Below are 19,995 nucleotides of genomic sequence, written 5' to 3' on the forward strand. Positions count from 1 at the left end.
TTGCCCGCTCGCTTTGTACGGGTATCGCGCCCCTGCACCTTCCGCGTCGATTCGGCATCCGGTCTGCCCCCATCCCCCGGTCATGCTCGGTTATCATCGGCAACGCTCAGCCCCTGTCCACGCTGCCCTTCTCTCTCATCGACATGCCCCCTTCCCTACATCCCAAGACCATCGGTGTCATGGGCTCCGGCAAACAGCCGTGGCCCGAACTTGCGGTGCCGCTAGGACGTGCGCTCGCGCTCGCCGGCTACCATCTGCTCACCGGCGGCGGACAAGGGGTGATGACCAGCGTGAGCGAAGCGTTCTGCGCCGTGCCGCAGCGCGTGGGGCGCAGCATCGGCGTCGTGCCGACACAGGCGGACGACAACGGCATCTTCCGCGCCCTGCCCGGCTATCCGAATGCTTTCGTCGAAGTCACGATCGTCAGTCCGCTCCCGCGCCATCTGCCCGATGCGCCGCCGGGCACGTTCTCGCGCAATCACATCAATGTGATGTCGAGCGACGTCATCGTCGCCCTGCCCGGCAATCACGGCACGCGCAACGAGATCGGGCTCGCCGTGCATTACGGCAAGCCCGTGATTCTGTTCGGGGAGGACGAGCATTTCGCGGACATGCCGGCAACGCTCAGGAGAACGGTATCGCTCGATACCGTGATGGACTTCGTCAGAACGGCACGGTGAGCTTCGCGTCGATCGACTGGAAGCGATAGGACCACCCCGGCGGGCCGCCTGACGACGGCATCCAGGGCGCGTTCAGGCGCTGCATGACCGACAGGTCGAGCTTCGACGTCCCGAGATAATGGGTATGGCTCAGCCCGACTTCCGCGTAGCTGTCATAGGTGTGAAGCGCGTTCGGATCTTCCGTACGGCTGCGGTTGTAGCGCAGCTCCACGCCCGTCGTGCCGTTGGACGTCACATCGAACGCCCGGCGCACCCGCCATTGCAACGTCTGCGTCTGTGTCGTGCCGGTAGCGATCTGATCCGTCGCGGCGTTGGTCGTGCCCGTCACGCCGACGGTCCAGTCGGCATCGAGCGGCACCGAGTAGTTCGCCGTCAGGTCGCGATTGGTCGCGTCGCGGCGCGCATTCTGAAGATCCTGACTGACGGTCGTATTGAACTTGCCGTACATGCCGAGCGGGTTGTTCATGAGCAGGTTCGCCGTGCCCTGCATCTTGCCCGTGGTCGTCATGCCGCTGTTGTTCATGCCGAGGTTGAACTGGTACGGACGCTCGTTGAGCACCTGAAAGCCAACCGCCCCTTCGCCCGGCGTGCGGCTGCGCGTGGCGATGAGCGGCAACTGGTCGTCGCGCACCACCAGCCCGCGACGCATCAGCATGCGGATATTGCGGTTCGCGAAACTCTCGTGACGCGGCATGCCGCGCAGGCATGAAGCGCGCGCAAGAAACGCGTTGGGCGGAGCGACGTCCGGGGCCGGCGGGGGTGTCTCGGGCGCGGCGGCAGCAGCGGAGGCTGCGGCGTCGATGTCCACCGCGGAGATTGCCGTGCCGTCCGCGCTCAGTTCCGGAGCGACGGCAAAGTCGGCGGCGGGAAGTGGTGGCGGAGGTGGCGAGGGTGGCTGAACCTCGGCCGTGGCCGCACTGGCGACTTCGTCCCCGCTGGCGGCACTGGCGGCCGCTTGCGACGGATCGGCAGCCGCGCCGGAAGCGACGGACAGCACCGCTGCGGCAGCGGCGGCGGCCGCTGCACGTTGTGCGGCCTCGCGGTCGAGCGTCGCCGCGACCGCGCTCGGATCGTCACCCGCAAACAAGGCAATGGGATCGGTCGCCGCGCCAGGGTCCTGGGTCACAGGCTGCGCCGGGGCAGCCGGCGGTACGAAATACTGAGGTGCCAGCCCGCGGTCCCACAATCCGTAGGACACAGCGTTCTGCTCAGTGAAACATGGCGGATTAGGATCCGAGAACAAAGATTGTGCGTGCGCACCCACCGATACCCCGGTACTCAGGCACGCGGCCAGCAGGAGGCGACTCCGCACGACCGGCTTTTCCGACATTCGACACCCGAAAATCCCACCCCACGCTGATGCCGTCCGCCGGCGGTGCGCGCCGCATTCGACATGAGGGGGTGCTGTAGCGACAAGGGGCTATTTTACGTCGATCGGACCACGCTCTGCCAGTCACGAAACACGCAAAAGATCGGGGAACTCTTTCACCCGATTGCCACTCATATCGCGTGACTTCCCCTGTAGTGATTTTTGCCCGCCTCGTGCGGGCATTTTATTTTGTGATTTCACATCACAAAAAAAAGCCCGGGAAGGTGGTTCCCGGGCAATGGTCGATCGCCATGGAGGGGCGATCGAGGGGGGGCCAGCCGATGCCGCCGCCCCTCGTCGGAGGACGAAGAGCGCGACATCGTGATCGTCCGGCGATGTCCTGACATCAGGACATCGCGCTATCGGGCGTTACTTCTTCTTGCCGCCCTTGCTGCCGCCGGCGAGGAAGCGTTCGTTGTATTCGTCCATGAGCTTGCGCACCGTCGCGCCGATCTGGATGTAGTCGGGCTCGTTGAGGTTCGCGAGCGAGACACGCCCCGACGGATGCAGCGTACCGAAGCCGCGACCGGGCAGCAGCACCACGCCGCTTTCCTTCGCCAGACGGAACAGCACCTCCGACGGATCGATGTTCTTCATGAACCAGTCCACGAACGCCTTGCCGTAGATCTTCGTACCCAACACCTCCAGATCGAGGATGTTGTAGTAGTCGACGGTGTTCGGCCCGACCTCGTCCGCAATGCCCGCAGCGCGATACATGGCCGTCTTGCGGCGACGGATGATGCGCTTGACCGCATGCTTGTAGGCATCCGGCTCGTCCATCAGGCAGAACAGCGAGAACAGCGCCAGTTGCACCTGCTGAGGCGTGGACAGACCCGCCGTGTGGTTGAGCGCCACGGCGCGGCTATCGGCCACCAGGCGGTCGATGAACTTGAGCTTTTCCGGCTCGGTCGTGATCGACGAGTACCGCGCATTGAGCCCTTCGCGCTGCGCCTTGGGCAACTTGGCGATCTTGTCGTCGAACACGTTCTTCTCGTGCGTGGCGATCGCGCCGAGGCGCCAGCCCGTCGCCCCGAAGTACTTCGAGTACGAATAGACGAGGATCGTGTTGTACGGCGCAATCGCGAACAGCGAGCGGAAGTCGTCGGCAAACGTGCCGTACACGTCATCGGTGAGGATGATCAGGTCCGGGCGCTTCTTGACGATGGCGGCGAGGTGATCGAGCGACGCGTCGTCGAGCTTGACGGACGGCGGGTTGCTCGGGTTCACGAGGAAGAACGCCTTGATCTTCGGGTCGAGCAGCTTGTCGAGTTCCTTCTTCGAATACTGCCAGCCCAGTTCCGGATCGGCGTTCAGATTCACTTCGTGAAGCTGATAGTCCGCCAGTTCCGGAATCTCGATGTACGGCGTGAAGATCGGCATGCCCAGCGCGATGGAATCGCCGGCTTGCAGCAGATGGTTCGTCTTGAGCGTGTTGAACAGATACGTCATGGCTGCCGTGCCGCCTTCGACCGCGAACAGGTCGAAGTTGCCCACGAACGGATGACGTCCGACCATTTCGCGTTTCAGGTACTTCGCGGAGATCTTCTCGGTGTTGCGCAGCATGCGGTCCGGCACCGGATAGTTACAGCCGAGAATGCCGTGCACCATCTCCGTGAGGAAGTCTTCGACGACTAGCCCCATCTGGTCGCGCACGTACGAGATCGACTTCTCCAGGAACTTCACGCCTGCGGCGTCCTTGTTATCGCGGGCGAAGTCCTGCCAGCGGGCTTCGATACCCTTGCCCGGCGGGATGCCGCCGACGCCTTCCGGCATGTACGTGAACTGGCGTTCGGCCTCCGACAGCGAGAACAGTCCCAGTTGGAAGAAGCCATGACGCGGTTCGAGCGCAAGGAAGTTCGGGTTGCCGCGACCGGCATTGAGCATCGAGCGCTGCGCGCCATTGTCCTGAGCGAGTTCGATCAGCGTGTCCTTGAATTCGAACGGGCTGAGTTTGGCGAGTGCGTCGAGTTCCTTCGATTTCATAGCGATTTCTCCATGAACAACCACTTACAACCAATTTCGATTCCGTGCTGCGGGGGGACGCATGACAGCAACGGGCAATCGGGACGAAAACTTCAGATACATTGCGTGACGCCCCACGTCACGTCAGCGACACCACCAGCGGCCCCAGCAGCGTGAGCAGCACGTTGGCAATGGCGTAGGTGATGGCGAACGGCACCGTCGGGACGTTGCTCTCGGCCTTGTCCAGAATCTCGCCGAACGCCGGGTTGGCGCTGCGCGAGCCGGACAACGCACCAGCCAGAATCGCCACGTTGTCGTAGCGCAGCACATAGCGCCCGAACAGGTACGTGAGCAACAGCGGCACGATGGTGACGATCACCCCGGCCACGAAGATCGAGATACCGCTTTGCTGCAACGTCTGCCAGGCCTGGGCACCGGCGGAGAGGCCCACGCAGGTCACGAACGTCGCCAGCCCCAACTCCTTGAGCAAAGAGCTTGCCGCGAGCGGCATCGCCCCGAAGGTCGGATGTTTGCCGCGCAGCCAGCCGAACACCAGCCCCGCGAGCAGCGCACCGCCGCCGCTCCCCAACGTGAGCGGAATACCACCGACCTTGACCACGATATAGCCGATCAGCAAACCGAAGACGATGCCGATGCCCATGTACACGTAGTCGGTCTTGACCGAGTACGCGACCGGGTAGCCCGCTTCCTTGGCCGCGCGCTGCACGTCGCTGTCCGCGCCGTACAACGTGACGACGTCGCCGTGATACACGACCGTGTCGTCGAGAATCGGCACCGGCTGCCCCATCCGCATGATCTTGGCGATGTACACCCCGTGTTTGACGTCGCGCTCGACACCGGCTTTCAACTCGCCGAGCGTCTTGCCGTTACCGCCCTTGCGCGCGAAGACGACCTCCTGCATGCGCAACGGGATATCCAGATCGGCTGACGGACGCTGTTCGTCGCCGAGCAGGCGCCACGCTTCGGTCGCTGCCTCGCGACGGCCAATGAGCATGACGTCGTCGCCCGTTTCGAGCACCAGATCGTCGGTCGCGATGATGATCTTGCCGTTGCGGCGCAACCGCTCGATGGTCACGCCATCGGTCAGTTGCTTCTCGATCTCGATCACGCGCTTGCCCGCGCCGGTCGTCACGCGGTACACACGGCCCACGAGCGCCGGCAGCGAGTCGACCTGATCGGCCGAGAGCACGGCGTGGCCACCGGCCATGGCGAGTTCGGCCTTTTTGGCATCTTCCTTGAGGGTGCGGCCCATGAGCTTCGGCACGAGCGACGCGCACACGATGATGGCGCCCAGGCTACCGAAGATGTACGTCACCGCGTAGCCGATGGCGACTTCCGATTGCAGCCGCTTCACCTCGTCGGCCGGCAATCCGAGACGCGCGATCGCATCGCCCGCCGTACCGATGATGGCCGACTGCGTGAGCCCGCCACCGGCGACACCGGCGGCCAGCCCCTTGTCGAAGCCGAAGATCTTGGCGCAGATCAGCACCGTCACCAGACCGGACGCCGCGAGGAACACGGCCATGCCGATCTCACGCAGTGTCTTGCGCGAGAGCGAGCTGAAGAATTGCGGGCCGCTTTCGTAACCCACGGCGTAGATAAACAGCGCGAACATGATGCTCTTCACGCCGGCGTCGACCGAGATGCCGATCTGAGAGACGACCACGGCCACCAGCAGCGAACCACCCACGCCGCCTAGCTGGAACGAGCCGAACTTGATCGCCCCGATTGCGTACCCGAGGGCGAGCGACAGGAAAATCGCGACCTCCGGGACATGGTTGAGAATCGTATGCACCAGTTCCACGGCAGAACCTCCGTCAAAAGAGAATTGCGGCGACCGGCGGGGGAGCCGGCACGCGACGACTCAAACGCAACGTGATACGACAGCGCGATGGGCCTCTTCAGGCGTCTTCAGCGCGAAAACTGATGGGCGACGAATACGACGGCCGGCCCCATCAATGGCAACAGCACGTTCGACAGGGCGTACGTCACCGTGTACCCCACGACCGGCAATGCGCTGTTGGCCGTTTGCACCACTGCGCTGATGGCAGGCGTGCTCGCCTGCTGGCCCGCGATCGCACCGATCAGAATCGGGCCATCGATGCGCAGCAATTTGTGTCCTACCCAAAGCGACACCAGCGCCGGAATGAGCGAGACACAGATCCCGACGACAGGCAGCGCCATGCCGTGCTCACGCAGCAGCACGGCCGCCTGCGGCCCTGCCGACAGCCCGACACACACGACGAACACCGCCAGCCCGAGATCCTTGAGCAGTTCGTAAGCGGCGGGCGGGAACGTGCCCCATGTCGGGCGGCGCGAGAGCAGCCAGCCGCTCGCCAATCCCGAGACCAGCGCGCCACCGCCCGAGCCCAGCGTCATGGGCGCGCCGCCGATATGCACGGAGATATGGCCGATGCACAGGCCGACGATCAATGCGAGACCGACGAAAACGAGGCTCGTCTTGTTACCGTGCGGCACGGGCTTGCCCATGACGGCGCCGGCACGCTCGACGTCTTCCGCCAGCCCCTGCAGCGTCACCATGTCGCCACGCTGCAGCGGAATCTTGTTGAGCGAGGGCAACTGCATGCCCATGCGTTTGACGGATTTGACGAACACGCCGTGGCGCAGCTCGACCGGCGCCTCGCGTCGCAGATCGGCGACGGTGCGGCCCTCGGCTTCCTTGTTCGTCATGACATACTCGCGCTCCACGAGCACGATGTCATTCGTTTCAGTGCCCGCAACCTCCGGGCCGACGAGCGCATGGGCGTCGAGCATGGCGTCGCGCCGGCCCACGAGCAGGAGTTCGTCGCCGGCTATCAACGCGAGGTCCTGCGCGACCGGCACCTGCGCCGTTGCCCGCCGCACACGCTCCACGGCGACGCGTCCGTCGAGCGAGGCTTCGAGCGACGCGACCGTCAATCCCGGGTGCGCAACGCGATAGCTGCGCCCGACCAGATCGGGCGCAGCGGGCGTGCCGAGCGATTCGCCGTTCTCGTCGTCCATCTCCTTGGACAGACGCGCGCTTTCCGCCTTGAGATCGATGCCCAGCAGACGCGGGGCCAGCAGATTCGTGAACAGCACGATGGTGATCAGACCGAACACATACGTGAGCGTGTAAGCGGTCACCACGTTGGCCTGTAGTGCCTTGAACGTGGCCGGATCGAGCCCCAGACGGTTCAGCGCCTCGATGGCCGTGCCGACCATCGCCGACTCGGTCGCAGCGCCTGCGGCAAGACCGCCCGCCGTGCCCGGATCGAGACTGAGGAAATTCACGGCCAGCATGACGATGCCGAACACGAAGACCACTTCGATGATGGACAGCACGCCAAAGCGCAAGCCGCGCAGGTTCAGGTTTTCAACGAACTGCGGCCCGGCGGAAAAGCCCATCGCGAAGATAAACAGGGCGAATGCGAAATCCTTGAGGGAGCCCTCGACCATGCAGCCCGTTTGCCCGACGAGCAACGCGACGAGCAATGCGCCGCACACACCGCCCAACTGAATCGGGCCAAACTTGATTCGCCCGAGCAACTGGCCCAGGACGACGCAGACGAACACGGTGATCAACGGCACGGCATCGAACAGCGGAACTGAACACTGCATACAGGCTCCTGCCACAGGTCACACTATCGTGATGGGCTGACCGCTCTGCGGCGGTCGACGTCCGGCACACTAGACTTCAGGAAACGGCTTGGCTACGCGGTGTCTGTCACGCACACCGAAGGACTGCAGACCGGGATCCGGTCGTACGTTTTGCACCCGGGCGTGAACCGCCGGGCGTTGGTGTTGGGGGGCGCACACGGCGCACTGAATCACTTGTGCAAATGACGCTTTCGTCGCGCATCGCGGTAACACAAGTAATTAAAATTACGCTATCTGCGACTGTTCCGCATCTCGTGGTGACGCGGTGTGGGCATAGTGTTGTTCAACGTTCCTGACGTGTCAACAGGTTTCGCGTAAGGTCTCAGGCTTGCGCGCGTCAAGTCCTTATTTACACCAAGTATATTGGAGTGCTTATTAATTTAATGCGAGCCGTCGGCTACACAGGCGGGAGGACCATGGCCATCGATGTGCGACACGTTGGCGTTGTCGTCATCGACAAAAATTACAACGGGCATAGATGAAAATCTTTCAAACGGCGCATCGACAAACTGCGGCGCAGTGTCACAGGCTTGCCGTATTGCCGTATTGCCGTATGAAATAGAGGACGTGCGACGGGGACTCATGGAGATGTGAGCGTCGCCGGGCCGACGACGTCGGCCTGCATCACTTTGGCGAACGGATCTCGTGGATCGTGCCGGGACCCCAGCCGGTCGGGTCCCATTTCCCGTCGCGCAACGTCCATTGATGCTCGCCCGTCTCTTCCCAGTGCGGCGCGGTGTAGCGCATGCCGGGACGTTTCGCTTCCATGTGACCGTCGACCCAGTCGTAGCGACCGTCCTTCCACTGCCAGTAGCCCGGCACCCAGAACTCCCCCTTGGGAGCAGCGTGCGGATCCTCGAAGCGCGGCGGCGGCGGGCCACGTTGCAGCGTCACCTCGGCAAGCACGGGCAGACTGGCGAGACACAGGACGGCAGCGAACGCATAACGTCGATGCGGTCGATGCACACGAAGAAAAGTTGTCACGGACGAGACCGCAAAAAGCGATGAGAACGACATACGTGGACGGTGGGTGAAGGCACAGAAGTGACTCATTGTAATGGTGGATGATGGGAGATTGCCGCGAACGCTCTCTTTTTCACCTCACCTCAGGCCTTATAATCGGCACACTCCACTCATAACCTGCCGCACCGCGCGGCATCCGACGGCGCCGCCATGAACGGCCGCCGCACAGCGCACTCATGAACCCTGCCCCTGCGGCCGCCGGTCACCGGCAATTGCTTCGTCTGGCGGTGCCGATCGTGCTCGCCAACCTCACCCAACCGCTGCTCTCGGCCGTCGATACGGCGGTGGCCGGCCATCTGCCAGGCCCTGCATATCTCGGCGGCGTCGCACTCGGCGGGCTGTTGCTGAACCTCATCTTCTGGGGTTTCTCCTTCCTGCGCATGGGCACCACCGGACTGGCCGCACAGGCGTTCGGCGCGCGCGACGCAGCACGTCTGCGCGACACGCTGGCCCGTGCGCTGGCGCTGGCCTTCGCGATCGGCGCTGTGCTGCTCATGCTGCGCGTACCGCTAGTGTCGCTGGGCGTATCGTGGCTCGGCGGCAGCGATCAGGTGCAGTCGCTCGGACGCGAGTACGCGGGCATCCGCATTCTCGCCGCGCCGTTCGCGCTCGGTAATTACGTCGTGCTCGGCTATCTGCTCGCGTGTCAGCGGGTCAGGCAAGGCCTCGCTGTGCAGGTGTTCATCAACGTCGTGAACATCGTTGCCGTGCTCGCGTTCGTGCGCGGCTTCGACTGGGGCGTGGCGGGCATTGCATGGGCGACGGCGCTGGCCGATGTGCTGGGCTTCGCGCTCGGGGCATGGCTGCTGTGGCTCGCACGCACGCCCGGGCTGGCGCCGCTGCGATGGGCCACGCTGGTGGAACGCAGCGCGCTGTGGCGCCTGCTGCGTCTGAATCTCGATATCTTCCTGCGCACGCTGTTTCTGCAACTCGCCTTCGCGTGGTTTGCCCGGGTGGGCGCACGGCTCGGCGACACGACGCTGGCAGCCAACGCCCTGCTGTTGAATTTTCAGACGTTCATGGCCTATGGTCTCGACGGCTTCGCCCACGCGGCCGAGGCGCTCGTCGGCGCTTATGTCGGCGCTCGCCAGCGGCAGGCGCTGTTGCACGCCATACGGCTGTCGCTGGGCTGGGCACTTGCCTGTGCGGTCTCGTTCGCGCTGGTCTATGCCGTCGCCGGCGGTGCGATCATCGACACCCTGACCGATCAGCCCGCACTGCGCGAGACCGCGCGCGAATTCCTGCCATGGGCCGTGCTATCGCCCATCGTCGCCGTCTGGTGCTTCCAACTGGATGGCGTGTTCATCGGCGCCACGCGCACGCGAGAGTTGCTGACGTCGTCGCTGATCGGCTTGCTGGTGTTTGGCGCCGTGATGCCGCTCACGCTCGACGCGTGGGGCAATCACGGGCTGTGGGTCGCGCTCATGGCGTTTCTCGCCACGCGCGGCATTGTGCTCGGTGTGCTGTTGCCGCGAATCTGGCGAGGCTTACCCCGCCAGACGGCCTGACGACGTCAGGCATCGGGTCGGCCAACCAGCCTGCGTTCCGTCACTCTGCGCGAATGCTGGCGAGCGCCGCCGCGTGAAGTTCCGCGTTGGCGGCGGCCAGCACCTGCCCCTGCGAGGTGAGCGTCAGCGGCTTGCCGTCCCAGTCGGTAATGACACCGCCCGCCGCTTCGATCACGGGGGCGACCGCCAGATAGTCGTAAGTCTGCAAACCGGCTTCCATCACCAGTTCGATGTGCCCGCTCGCCAGCAACCCATAGGCATAGCAATCGCCGCCGAAACGACGACGGCTCACCGCCTTCGTCAGACGGTCGAAGCGGGCGTATTCCGCGGCGTCGAAGATGTCGGGCGACGTGGCGTAGACGGTCGCATCCGCGAGCGACGTGACAGGACTGGTCGTGCAGCGCTCCGTGCCGAAGCGGGCTTCGCGCACGCCGGCGGCGACATCGTTCACGCCGATCCAGCGCTCGCCCGTCGCCGGAATGTCGATCAGGCCGACGACCGGCTGGCCGTTGTGCAACAGCGCGAGCAAGGTGCCCCACAAGGGATGGCCGGTGATGAAGCTGCGCGTGCCGTCGATCGGGTCGACCGACCAGACGAATTCGGCGTCCACGCCCCGTTTGCCGAATTCCTCGCCCCAGATCCCGTGAGACGGATAGCGCTCGGCGATCTTCTCGCGCAACGCCGTCTCCACTTCGCGGTCTGCGATCGTCACGGGGCTTTCGTCGGCCTTGTCGTCGACGGCGAGACGTCGGCGGAACCAGCCCAGCGACAGCGGACGCACGGCGTCGGCCAGCGAGGCGGCGAAATCGGCAAAGGCAGCGTACTCCGAGACAGCAGCAGTACCAGTGACGGCGGGGGAAGACGACATGCACGAATCTCCGGCAAGAGGGCCGCATGCAGCGGCAAATTAGGGAGCGCAGGGAAAACACTCGATCAGTCGCGATGATACGCGTTCCCCAGTGACGCCGCGACGACAGCCGAGGCCCTTGTGCCAGCGGCGACTTACGGCCGGGAGGACCTCGCCAGCGCGCGTGAACGCCCTAAAGTGGTGCAAATGCGCTATGCTCGCGGCCTGATCGGAGCCTTGCTCCGCCCCTTTTTCGTCTCGCAGGTCCCGACCATCCCATTGGTCCCCTCGCATTTCTCACAGGACTCTCATGCTTTCCGGTCGCGGCGTGATGCTCTCCGTCTCGGCGTCGGTCATGTTTTCCGTCATGCCCGCGCTGGTGGCGCAGTTGGCGCCCCTCTCGGGGCTGGACGTCTTCGCCTGGCGCATCCTGCTCACCTTGCCCGGCACGCTGGTGATCGTCACGGCGCTGCGGCGCTGGGATGTACTCAGCCGTACCCTTTCCCACGTGCTGCATCGGCCGGCGCTGCTCGGCTCGGTGCTGCTCTGCGCGGCCATGCTCGCCGTCCAGCTATGGCTCTTCGTCTGGGCGCCGCTACAACAGCGCATGCTCGACGTATCGCTCGGCTACTTCCTCCTGCCGCTCACGATGGTGCTGGCGGGCCGCACCTTCTACAAGGAACGTCTGAGCCCGCTGCAAACGGCCGCAGTCGTCTTCGCAGCGTTCGGTGTGGCCCATGAACTGTGGGTCACGCGCGCGCTCTCCTGGGTGACGGCCTTGATCATGTTCGGCTATCCCCCCTACTTCCTGCTGCGCCGCCGACTGCACCTCGACTCACTGAGCGGTTTCATCATGGAGATGCTGGCGATGGCCCCGGTCGCCGTGTTCCTGATCTGGAGCGCCTGGACGCACAACGCCCCGGTGCTCGCCGAGCCGCGCGTCTGGTTCTGGCTGCCTGCGCTGGGTCTGCTCAGCGCCGGCGCGCTGGCGAGCACCTTCGCGGCGGCGCGCCTGCTGCCGATCGGGCTGTACGGCATTCTCGGCTACGTTGAACCGGTGCTGCTGTTTGCCGTCTCGATCCTACTGCTCGGCGAACCGTTCACCGCTCAGGGATTGGGGACTTACGTGCCGATCTGGATCGGTGTGACGCTCATCGTGTTCGACAGCGTTCGCACGCTACGCCGTCAGCGAGCCGCACGTTATACTCGCGAAAGCCTGTAAGACGACCACTATGAAAAATCTCGCCAAGATCGCCATTCTGCTTTCCTCGGGGCTTCTCACTGTTACGCTGTCCGCCTGCGGCTCCTCTGCTCCGCTGTTCACTTCCGACGGACGCCCGACGCAGCAAATCCAGTGCTCCGCGACCAATGCCGGAGACTGCGAGCAGCGCGCCCGCACCCAATGCGCCCAGAAGGGCTACGACGTCCTCACGCGCGACGTGAACGGCAGCGTCGCCAATCTGGTGATCGCCTGCCGCCCGAACTGAGCGGTCTCGCACGACGCGTTTTGATCACCCGCACCGCACACCCCGGTGTGCACGCGCCGGCCGTTGGCATTACGATGCGTTATTGCGTGCGGTCAATTCCCGTGCATTGCGCGGGATGACTTCCTGAGCACGCAGTGCGAGAATGAAAATCACCCCCGACGAATTGCCACAGACCGGGCGCCGGGTCGTATTGCCAGTCCGGCGGAAGTCCATGGCAAAACGCGAGCTTTCACGCATTTTCAGCCCCAAGAGGACACCATCATGTACGAACGCATTCTGGTTTCGATCGACGGCAGCACTCCCTCGAACCGAGCCATCGACGAAGCGGTCAAGCTCGTTGCACTCAGCCAGGGCAAGATTCGCCTGGTATCGGTAGTCCCATCGCTCGCCAACGCCTATGCCGCCGGCGCCTACAGCGGCTTCGTGCCGCTGGAGAGCCAGGAGTCGTTCGAGAAGGAAACGGACGAAATTCTCGCCAACGCGCAGGCCGATCTGAAGAAGCGCGGCGTCGATGCCGAGACGAAGATGATCACGCTCGAAGCCGGCAACGACGAAATCGCCGACGCCGTGCTGCGCGAAGCCCAGGAGTGGAACGCCGACGTGATCGTGCTCGGCACCCATGGCCGCCGTGGCATCAACCGCCTGCTGCTCGGCAGCGTGGCCGAAACGCTGCTGCGCATCACCACGGTGCCGGTGCTGCTCGTGAAGGCGGCCGACAAATAACTCCGGACGCTACGCACCTCATCGTCTTCGCGACCGGCGACCCGGACAGTCCAGGTTGGACGAAAAGGCCGCTACGTCCGCCGACGATGACCCGTCAAACGGCACGCTGCAGAGCGTGCCGTTTTGCTTTGGAGCTCTCTGCCGGGCAACGCCCGATCAGCGAATGCCAGCCCGCATGAACGACTGCACGAACTGACGCTGGAACAGCAGGAAGGCGACGAACAACGGCGCGGCCGTCATAAGCGTGGCCGCCGTAATGAGCGACCAGTCGATGCCCTGATCGGTCGCCGCGAACACTTGCAGGCCGACCGTGAGCGGACGCGTCTGCACCGAGTTCGTCACGATCAGCGGCCAAAGGAAGTTGTTCCAGTGGTGGCTGATCGACACCAGCGCATACGCCACATACACCGGGCGCGCGAGCGGCACATACACGCGCCACAGCACCTGCCACGCATTGGCCCCTTCGACACGCGCCGCATCGTCCAGCTCGCGCGGCACGGTCTTGAACGCCTGACGCAACAGGAAGATGCCAAACGCCGATGCGAAATACGGCAACGCGATGCCGAGAATCGTGTCACGCAGCCCCATCCATGCAATCGTGCGGTAGTTCTCGACGATCAGCACATCGGGCATGACCATCAGTTGCAGCAACACGATCATAAACGCGACTTCGCTGCCACGGAACGTGAAGCGGGCGAACGCGTAGGCCGCGAGCGTGGCGAGCACAAGCTGCGCGGCGAGAATCACCGTCACCAGAATGAATGTGTTGACGAGATAACGCCCAAACGGCGCCGCCTGCCACGCATTGACGAAGTTCTCCAGCGTGAGCGGCGCACTCAGCGAGAAGCGTGTGGCGTACGCCGACGGATGGAACGCGCTCCACACGGCATACAGCAGCGGCAGCAACCACAGCAGACCGAGCAGCCACGCGCCGGTGACGTCGAGCAGATTCGCGTGGCCCGTCGCGCTGAAGGCGGGAAGCGAAGATCGCGCGCCGCGCGCCTCGTCGGGTGCCGTCGCCTGCGCAGCGGAAGTCGTATTGGCGGAGGTCGTCATTGATAGTGCGTGCGTGAGTCGAGCAGACGGAATTTCACGAAGGCGACAATGGCGAGCAGCGTGAGCAATACCACTGTCAGCGCTGCCGCGTACGACGTGTCCCAGAAGCTGAACGCCACCTGATAGACGTAATAGAGCAGCAGTTGGGTCGCGTTATCGGGTCCGCCACGCGTCATGACCACCACGTGATCGACCAGACGAAACGCGTTGATTACCGCATTGATCACCACGAACACGGTCGTGGGCATGAGCAACGGCCATTGCACGCGCCGGAAGAACTGCCAGCGCGACGCGCCTTCGAGCGCCGCCGCCTCGGCGAGCGTCGGCGAGATCTGCTGCAACGCTGCCAGATAGAAAATCATGAAGAACCCGGCTTCCTTCCAGATCGTCACGATCATCAGTGCAGGCAGCGCAGTGCCCGGCTGACCGAGCCAGTTGTGGTCGCCCCAGCCAAGCGCCTGCGTGATCTGCGCGACAAGACCGTATTGCGGCGTATAGAAGAAGAGCCAGATGTTCGCCACGGCGATCATCGGCAGAATGGCGGGCGTGAAGTACGCGAGGCGCAGCAGCGCGCGCCCCGGCACCTGACGATGCACCCACAGCGCCATCACGATCGACAGCACAATGGCGGCGGGCACGGTAATCAACGCGAACAGCACGTTGTTGCGCAACGCCTGCCAGAACACCGGGTCGTCGAGCAGCAACTGATAATTTTCGGTGCCGACGAACACCGACGGCGCGCCTGCACGAGCCGTCGAAAAGACGCTGTGCCACAACGTGGCGACGGCCGGATAGTGGGTGAAGGCGACGAGCAGCAGCAACGCCGGCAACAGCAGCAGCCAGGGCACCCAGGAGGCGGAGGGACGGTTCATCGGCGGTCCATCGATTCTGCACCGGTCGCCGCACGCTGACTGCCGTGCGACGACCGGTTGCTACGAGACTAATGTGTTGCGGTAAGACTTGTCAGCGAGACTCAGCGCGCATACGGACGCAGAATGCGATCGGCTTCGCGTTGCGCGTCGTCGAGCGCCTGCTTCGGCGACTTGGTGCCCGTCACGGCAGCCTGAATCGCGTCGTTGAGCGACTTCGTCACACGCTGGTTGTCGTGCGTCGAGAACTCGGCCACGCTCACGCTCAGTTGGTCGCGTGCCACGGCTGCCGCCGGCACCTTCTGCACGTATTGCTTCATCGCCGGGGTGTCCCACGCGGCCGGCGTCACGGCGACGTAACCCGTGTCGATGCCGAACTGTGCGGCACGCTCAGGCGTGGTGGCCCACTTGATGAACGTCATCGCGGCCTGCTTTTCTTCCGGCGTCGACTTCTTGAAGACGTAGAAGTTGCCGCCGCCCGTCGGGCTGCCGCCGCGCACCTTGGCCGGCATCTTGCCCACGCCGAACGGGAACGTGGCGTTGGTGCGGATGTTGGTCAGGTTGCCCGTCGTCGTGTAGACGATGGCGGCCTTCTTCTCGAGGAAGTCCTTCGGCGTAGTGCCCCACTCGATCGAGCCCGTCGGCATGACCTTGTACTTCGTCGTCAGATCGACCCAGTATTGCAGCGACTGCACGGCCTGCGGCGCGTTGAGGAACGTCTTCGTACCGGCCGGGTTCATCAGCTCGATACCGGCCGGCGTGGTGAACGCCTGGAACAACCAGTACGCGAAGCCGACGGACGGCACCTTGATGCCCCACTGCGTCACGTTGCCCGACGCATCGCGCTTGGTGAGCTTCTGTGCGTAGCTCACGAGATCGTCCCAGTTTGCCGGTGCGTGATCCGGATCGAGACCGGCTTCGCGGAAGGCGTCCTTGTTCCAGTACATCACGATGGTCGAACGCTGGAACGGCACGCCCCACGTGTGGCCGTTGATGCGCGAGTTCAGCATCAGCGCGGGGTAGAAGCCGTCGAGCCATTGCTTGTCGGCCGGCGTGTTCGCAATGCTGTCGATCGGCACCACGGCGTCTTCGTCGATGAGCGTGAAGACGTCGGCCGCAGCCAGCACGGCCAGTTGCGGCGGGGTGCCGGCCTTCGCGGCCGTCAGCGCCTTGACCACGGAATCCTGATACGACCCCGCGTACACCGGCTTGATCTTGATGTTCGGATGATCCTTCTCGAAGTCCGCCACCAGATCGTTGATGATCTTCGTGACCGGACCGCCAATGGCGACCGGATAGTAAAACTGAAGCTCAACCGGCTTCTGTTGCGCGAAGACCGGGCTGCTCAGGCCGCCCAATGACACTGCGGCGGCCGTTGCCAGCCCCGCCGCAAACGTTTTCAGAATCGTGCGTCGCATTTCCCTGGATTCCCCGTGTAAGCGTGGTGGTGATGTGTTCTTCGGGCGCCGTGGCCGATGTCGTATCCGCCATGCGCATGCCCGACGTCGCATCGAACAGATGCTGATCGGCGGCGTCCCATTGGAGCCCGATGGCGTCGCCCGGCAGGAATGGCCGGTGACCCGGCACGCGCGTGGCGATCTCGCCCGCGTCGCCCAGCGTGCAGGCGACGAGCGTGTCGGCCCCCAGATATTCGACGGCGCTCACCTTGGCGAGCACGGCACCCACGGACGTGGGCGCCACCGCACGCACGTGCTCCGGGCGCAGGCCGAGCCATGCGCTGTCGAGCTGACCGGCCGGGGCCAACGCCGGGCCGGTCTGACCGGCGGGTACGAGCGCGTCGGCATGACGCACGAGACGCAGCAACTGCATCGGCGGCGTGCCGATGAAGCTCGCGGCAAAGCGCGTCGACGGCGTGGCGTAGAGCGTGTGAGGTGCACCGCGCTGCTCGATGCGACCGTTGCGCAGCAGCACGACCTGATCGGCCATGCTCATCGCCTCGGTCTGATCGTGCGTCACGTAGATGAGCGTCATGCCGAGCTGCTGTTGCAGCGCGCGGATTTCGCGACGCATCTCCTGACGCAGTTGTGCATCGAGATTCGACAGCGGTTCGTCCATCAGGCACACGGACGTCTCGGCGATCACCGCGCGGCCCAGCGCCACACGCTGCTGCTGTCCGCCCGAGAGTTGCGACGGCTTGCGATCCAGATACGGCTCAAGTCCCAGCAGCGACGCCACGCGCGCCAGACGCTGCGGATAGTCGCGCGTCGGCTCACGACGCACGCGCAGGCCGAACAGCAGGTTTTCGCGTACGGAAAGATGCGGGAACAACGCGTAGGACTGGAACACCATCGACAGCTTGCGACGCGCCGGCGGCAAGGCCGTCACGTCGTCGGCGCCCAACAGAATGCGTCCGCTTGTCGGCGTGTCGAGACCCGCGATCATGCGCAGCAACGTCGACTTGCCGCACCCCGACGGGCCGAGCAGCACCACGAGCGAGCCTGCGTCGGCGGTGAAACTCACGTCCTGAAGCGCGTGCGTGTCTCCCCACTGTTTGCTGACGGATTCAATGACGAGCGATGACATGACCTGGTGTGCGCTGCGCCGTCCCGAGCGTGATCGGATCGACGTCTGGATCGGAAAACCCAGACCTTAACCGGCCATCGATGGCAGTTTGATGACATCGTGTGCACCAATACCGGCGGGGCTCACAGGGCCGTCCGATATCAGGCCGACGTCAGGCGACCGGATACCGATGTCGTTCGCAGAGAATGAGAATTTAGGGATACGAACGACGCTCTCTCGCGATCACGCGACCACGAAAAAACGTCATGGGAAGACAGGGGAGGCTGGCGACAGATCACCCGCCCTCGCCCCTGGAGATGCACCGTTCAGGCAGCGACCTGACGACGCTTGGCGCGCAGCAGCGCCTTGGAGATGATGCGCGTTTCAGACGTGGCGCCGCCGGTGCGACGCGCGACGGCGTCGCGGAAGAAGCGGCGCGTCTCGTCGGCGACGGTCTCGCGCTCGTTATCCATCGTGAGGATGTGATAGCTCTCGCCGAGCAGGCACTTCTGCTTCACGTCGGACGACACGCCCTGGTAGACGATACGCGCGTTGTGCGGGCTGGCCGTATCGTCGTCCACCGCGTGCACGATCAGGCAGTCTGCCGTTACGCGATCGAGCCGGTTGCGCACGTGAGACGCGAGCCGGCGCGCGTTATACAAGTGGGCGATGGGCAGCGACGCCGAACCGATCTCGGACGCGTCGTGCAGCGACATCGACTTCTGCACCCGGGCACGCAACGCTTCATTCTTCAGCCCGAACGGCGCCTTCTCGTAATAGCGATAGCGATGGCCGAACGGCAGGTGATACAGCAAATCGAGCAGCGGATAAGCCAGCGGAATGGTCCAGCCGTCGTACACCAGCGTGACGGCCAGCACCGAGATGGCCGCGACATCGGGCTCCTCTTCCGCCACCGCAAGCGCCAGCGTCGCTCCCATGCTCAGGCCGCACAGCGATACGGTCTGATGGGTGTCGCGCAGTTCACGGTATTTCACGCGCGCCGCGGCGATCCACTCGCGCCAGTGGGTGCACGGCGCACCGAGGCCGTAACCCTCGATGTGCGGCACCGACACGGTGTAGCCGTCGCGATGCAGCGCCTTGGCGACCGGACGCATTTCGAGCGGCGTGCTCGAGAGCCCCGGCAGCAGCAGCACGGCATGCTCGCCGCCTTTGTAGAAGATGTCTTGTTGAAACATGGTCAAACCCCGCCACAGACGCCGGACGTCTGCGTAACTTCAAGCTTGTTGGCCGCGTTGGCCGTGGAAGACGTACTGGACGCACCGGACGTGTTGGACGTATTGGACGCACTCGCTGCCGGTACGGCAGCATGCAACGGCGTGACCGTACTCACCGGACGCACCGTCGGCCCTGCATGCAGACGCAGGATCACATACGTGCCGACATGGGCGCGGAAGTGCTGCAACTCGCAGTGAATCACGTCGAAGTCGCCATCGTGCGTGCGCACCCGCAGGTTGTAGGCGCCCGGCGGCGGCGGCTCGCCTTCCGCCGAGAACAACCCTGCCAGACGTTGCGCGTCTTCCGGGTGCAACATCGCGCGCAACCCGTCGCGCTGGACGACATCCGGCGACACGCCCGTCTCGCGACGAAAATGCTCGTCGATGAATTGGTAGTGCGTGGCCGGGTTGGCCAGATAGAAGATCGAGTCGAGGTGTTTCGTCAGATAGGTCATGAGCGCATTGCCCAACTGCACCGAATCCGACAGCACCATGCGCTCGTTCTCGGCGCGCAGCAGCATTTCGTAACGCGTCTGGGCGACTTCCGCGAGAAGTTCGGCGCGGTACTGCGCGCGGCGCAGGCGTTCGATGAGGGCAACCGCCAACGGCGTGATGAGCATGAAGCCCGTAACGATCAGCACGTCCCGACGATCGAGCTCCGCGATGTCGCGAAACGGCGGCACGAAGAAGAAGTCGAAAATCGGGATGCTCACGATCATCGCCATGATGGCCGGTCCCAGCCCCCAGGTGAATTCGACGATGATGGCCGCGCAGACGAAAAAGACGCCCGGCATCGAGTGATCGAGCACCGGATGCAGGAGGCTGCGAACAAGAAACGCAGCAAGTACCACCATGAGTGCGCCGACGTAGCGTTTCGCGCCGGGCTCCGCCCAACGTCGGGCGTTTCTGATATCCATGATTCACCGCCGACATCGCTGCCGACGCTCAATAAACCGTTACGGCACCCATAGTGCGGTGCTGCTGTTACAAAATATTACGGATTATCGCACGTCCGACCTTGACGTTTTGGCGCGGTGAACCCTGAGAAAGTCG

Annotated in this window: 17 protein-coding genes; 5 read left to right on the top strand and 12 right to left on the bottom strand. The window is 64.2% G+C overall.

Annotated features, from left to right (window positions below; genetic code table 11):
* Positions 1-143: 143 nt before the first annotated feature.
* A complete protein-coding gene (locus A9762_RS18220; RefSeq protein ID WP_069343433.1) occupies positions 144-680 on the top strand; it encodes a DNA-binding protein in 537 nt (178 codons plus the stop codon).
* Here A9762_RS18220 and A9762_RS18225 read toward each other — a convergent pair.
* The 5 genes from A9762_RS18225 to A9762_RS18245 form a co-directional block, all read right to left on the bottom strand.
* Positions 664-1,806 carry a ShlB/FhaC/HecB family hemolysin secretion/activation protein gene (locus tag A9762_RS18225; RefSeq protein ID WP_069343434.1) on the bottom strand — a complete coding sequence of 381 codons (1,143 nt, stop codon included), beginning with the start codon at positions 1,804-1,806 and terminating at the stop codon, positions 664-666. The genes A9762_RS18220 and A9762_RS18225 overlap by 17 nt on opposite strands.
* A gap of 612 nt (positions 1,807-2,418) precedes the next feature.
* Entirely contained in the window at positions 2,419-4,032 is a 1,614-nt protein-coding gene (locus tag A9762_RS18230) for a bifunctional aspartate transaminase/aspartate 4-decarboxylase (RefSeq protein ID WP_069343435.1), read from the bottom strand.
* A 118-nt stretch (positions 4,033-4,150) separates the two neighbouring features.
* Positions 4,151-5,836, bottom strand: a complete 1,686-nt coding sequence (gene aspT, locus A9762_RS18235) for an aspartate-alanine antiporter (RefSeq protein ID WP_069343436.1) — start codon at positions 5,834-5,836, stop codon at positions 4,151-4,153.
* A gap of 107 nt (positions 5,837-5,943) precedes the next feature.
* Positions 5,944-7,632, bottom strand: a complete 1,689-nt coding sequence (gene aspT, locus A9762_RS18240) for an aspartate-alanine antiporter (RefSeq protein WP_069343437.1) — start codon at positions 7,630-7,632, stop codon at positions 5,944-5,946.
* A gap of 663 nt (positions 7,633-8,295) precedes the next feature.
* Complete coding sequence (locus A9762_RS18245; RefSeq protein WP_170836274.1) at positions 8,296-8,655, bottom strand: YXWGXW repeat-containing protein; 360 nt, start codon at positions 8,653-8,655, stop codon at positions 8,296-8,298.
* A gap of 215 nt (positions 8,656-8,870) precedes the next feature.
* Here A9762_RS18245 and A9762_RS18250 point away from each other — a divergent pair, with 215 nt between their 5' ends.
* Positions 8,871-10,202: an MATE family efflux transporter gene (locus A9762_RS18250; RefSeq protein ID WP_069343439.1), complete on the top strand. Its 1,332-nt coding sequence runs from the start codon at positions 8,871-8,873 to the stop codon at positions 10,200-10,202.
* 40 nt (positions 10,203-10,242) lie between these two features.
* On the opposite strand, the gene hisN is transcribed toward A9762_RS18250, so the two are convergent.
* Entirely contained in the window at positions 10,243-11,070 is an 828-nt protein-coding gene (hisN, locus tag A9762_RS18255) for a histidinol-phosphatase (RefSeq protein WP_069343440.1), read from the bottom strand.
* A 289-nt stretch (positions 11,071-11,359) separates the two neighbouring features.
* On the opposite strand from hisN, the gene rarD reads away from it, so the two are divergent.
* The 3 genes from rarD (at position 11,360) to A9762_RS18270 (ending at position 13,259) form a co-directional block, all read left to right on the top strand.
* On the top strand, positions 11,360-12,271 hold the full coding sequence (rarD, locus tag A9762_RS18260) for an EamA family transporter RarD (protein ID WP_069343441.1): 912 nt from the start codon (positions 11,360-11,362) through the stop codon (positions 12,269-12,271).
* 10 nt (positions 12,272-12,281) lie between these two features.
* Positions 12,282-12,536 (top strand): hypothetical protein, encoded by a 255-nt coding sequence (locus A9762_RS18265; RefSeq protein WP_083254062.1) that lies wholly within the window; start codon positions 12,282-12,284, stop codon positions 12,534-12,536.
* Positions 12,537-12,797: 261 nt separating this feature from the next.
* A complete protein-coding gene (locus tag A9762_RS18270; protein ID WP_069343442.1) occupies positions 12,798-13,259 on the top strand; it encodes a universal stress protein in 462 nt (153 codons plus the stop codon).
* A gap of 156 nt (positions 13,260-13,415) precedes the next feature.
* On the opposite strand, the gene A9762_RS18275 is transcribed toward A9762_RS18270, so the two are convergent.
* From A9762_RS18275 to A9762_RS18300, 6 genes are all read right to left on the bottom strand, one after another.
* Complete coding sequence (locus A9762_RS18275; protein WP_240493620.1) at positions 13,416-14,315, bottom strand: carbohydrate ABC transporter permease; 900 nt, start codon at positions 14,313-14,315, stop codon at positions 13,416-13,418.
* Positions 14,312-15,187, bottom strand: coding sequence for a carbohydrate ABC transporter permease (locus tag A9762_RS18280; protein WP_069343443.1), 876 nt, complete (start codon positions 15,185-15,187; stop codon positions 14,312-14,314). The genes A9762_RS18275 and A9762_RS18280 overlap by 4 nt, the downstream gene beginning before the upstream one ends.
* A gap of 101 nt (positions 15,188-15,288) precedes the next feature.
* Complete coding sequence (locus A9762_RS18285) at positions 15,289-16,602, bottom strand: ABC transporter substrate-binding protein (protein WP_069343444.1); 1,314 nt, start codon at positions 16,600-16,602, stop codon at positions 15,289-15,291.
* The gene (locus A9762_RS18290; protein WP_083254063.1) at positions 16,496-17,728 is read right to left on the bottom strand and encodes an ABC transporter ATP-binding protein; all 1,233 of its coding nucleotides are present in this window, start codon (positions 17,726-17,728) and stop codon (positions 16,496-16,498) included. Before A9762_RS18290 ends, A9762_RS18285 begins: the two co-directional genes overlap by 107 nt.
* A 305-nt stretch (positions 17,729-18,033) precedes the next feature.
* Entirely contained in the window at positions 18,034-18,903 is an 870-nt protein-coding gene (locus tag A9762_RS18295) for a carboxylesterase (RefSeq protein ID WP_069343445.1), read from the bottom strand.
* Between the two features lie 2 nt (positions 18,904-18,905).
* On the bottom strand, positions 18,906-19,859 hold the full coding sequence (locus tag A9762_RS18300; protein ID WP_069343446.1) for a DUF4118 domain-containing protein: 954 nt from the start codon (positions 19,857-19,859) through the stop codon (positions 18,906-18,908).
* Positions 19,860-19,995: the final 136 nt, after the last annotated feature.

The organism is Pandoraea sp. ISTKB, assembly GCF_001721285.1.
Taxonomy (GTDB): Bacteria; Pseudomonadota; Gammaproteobacteria; order Burkholderiales; family Burkholderiaceae; genus Pandoraea; species Pandoraea capi.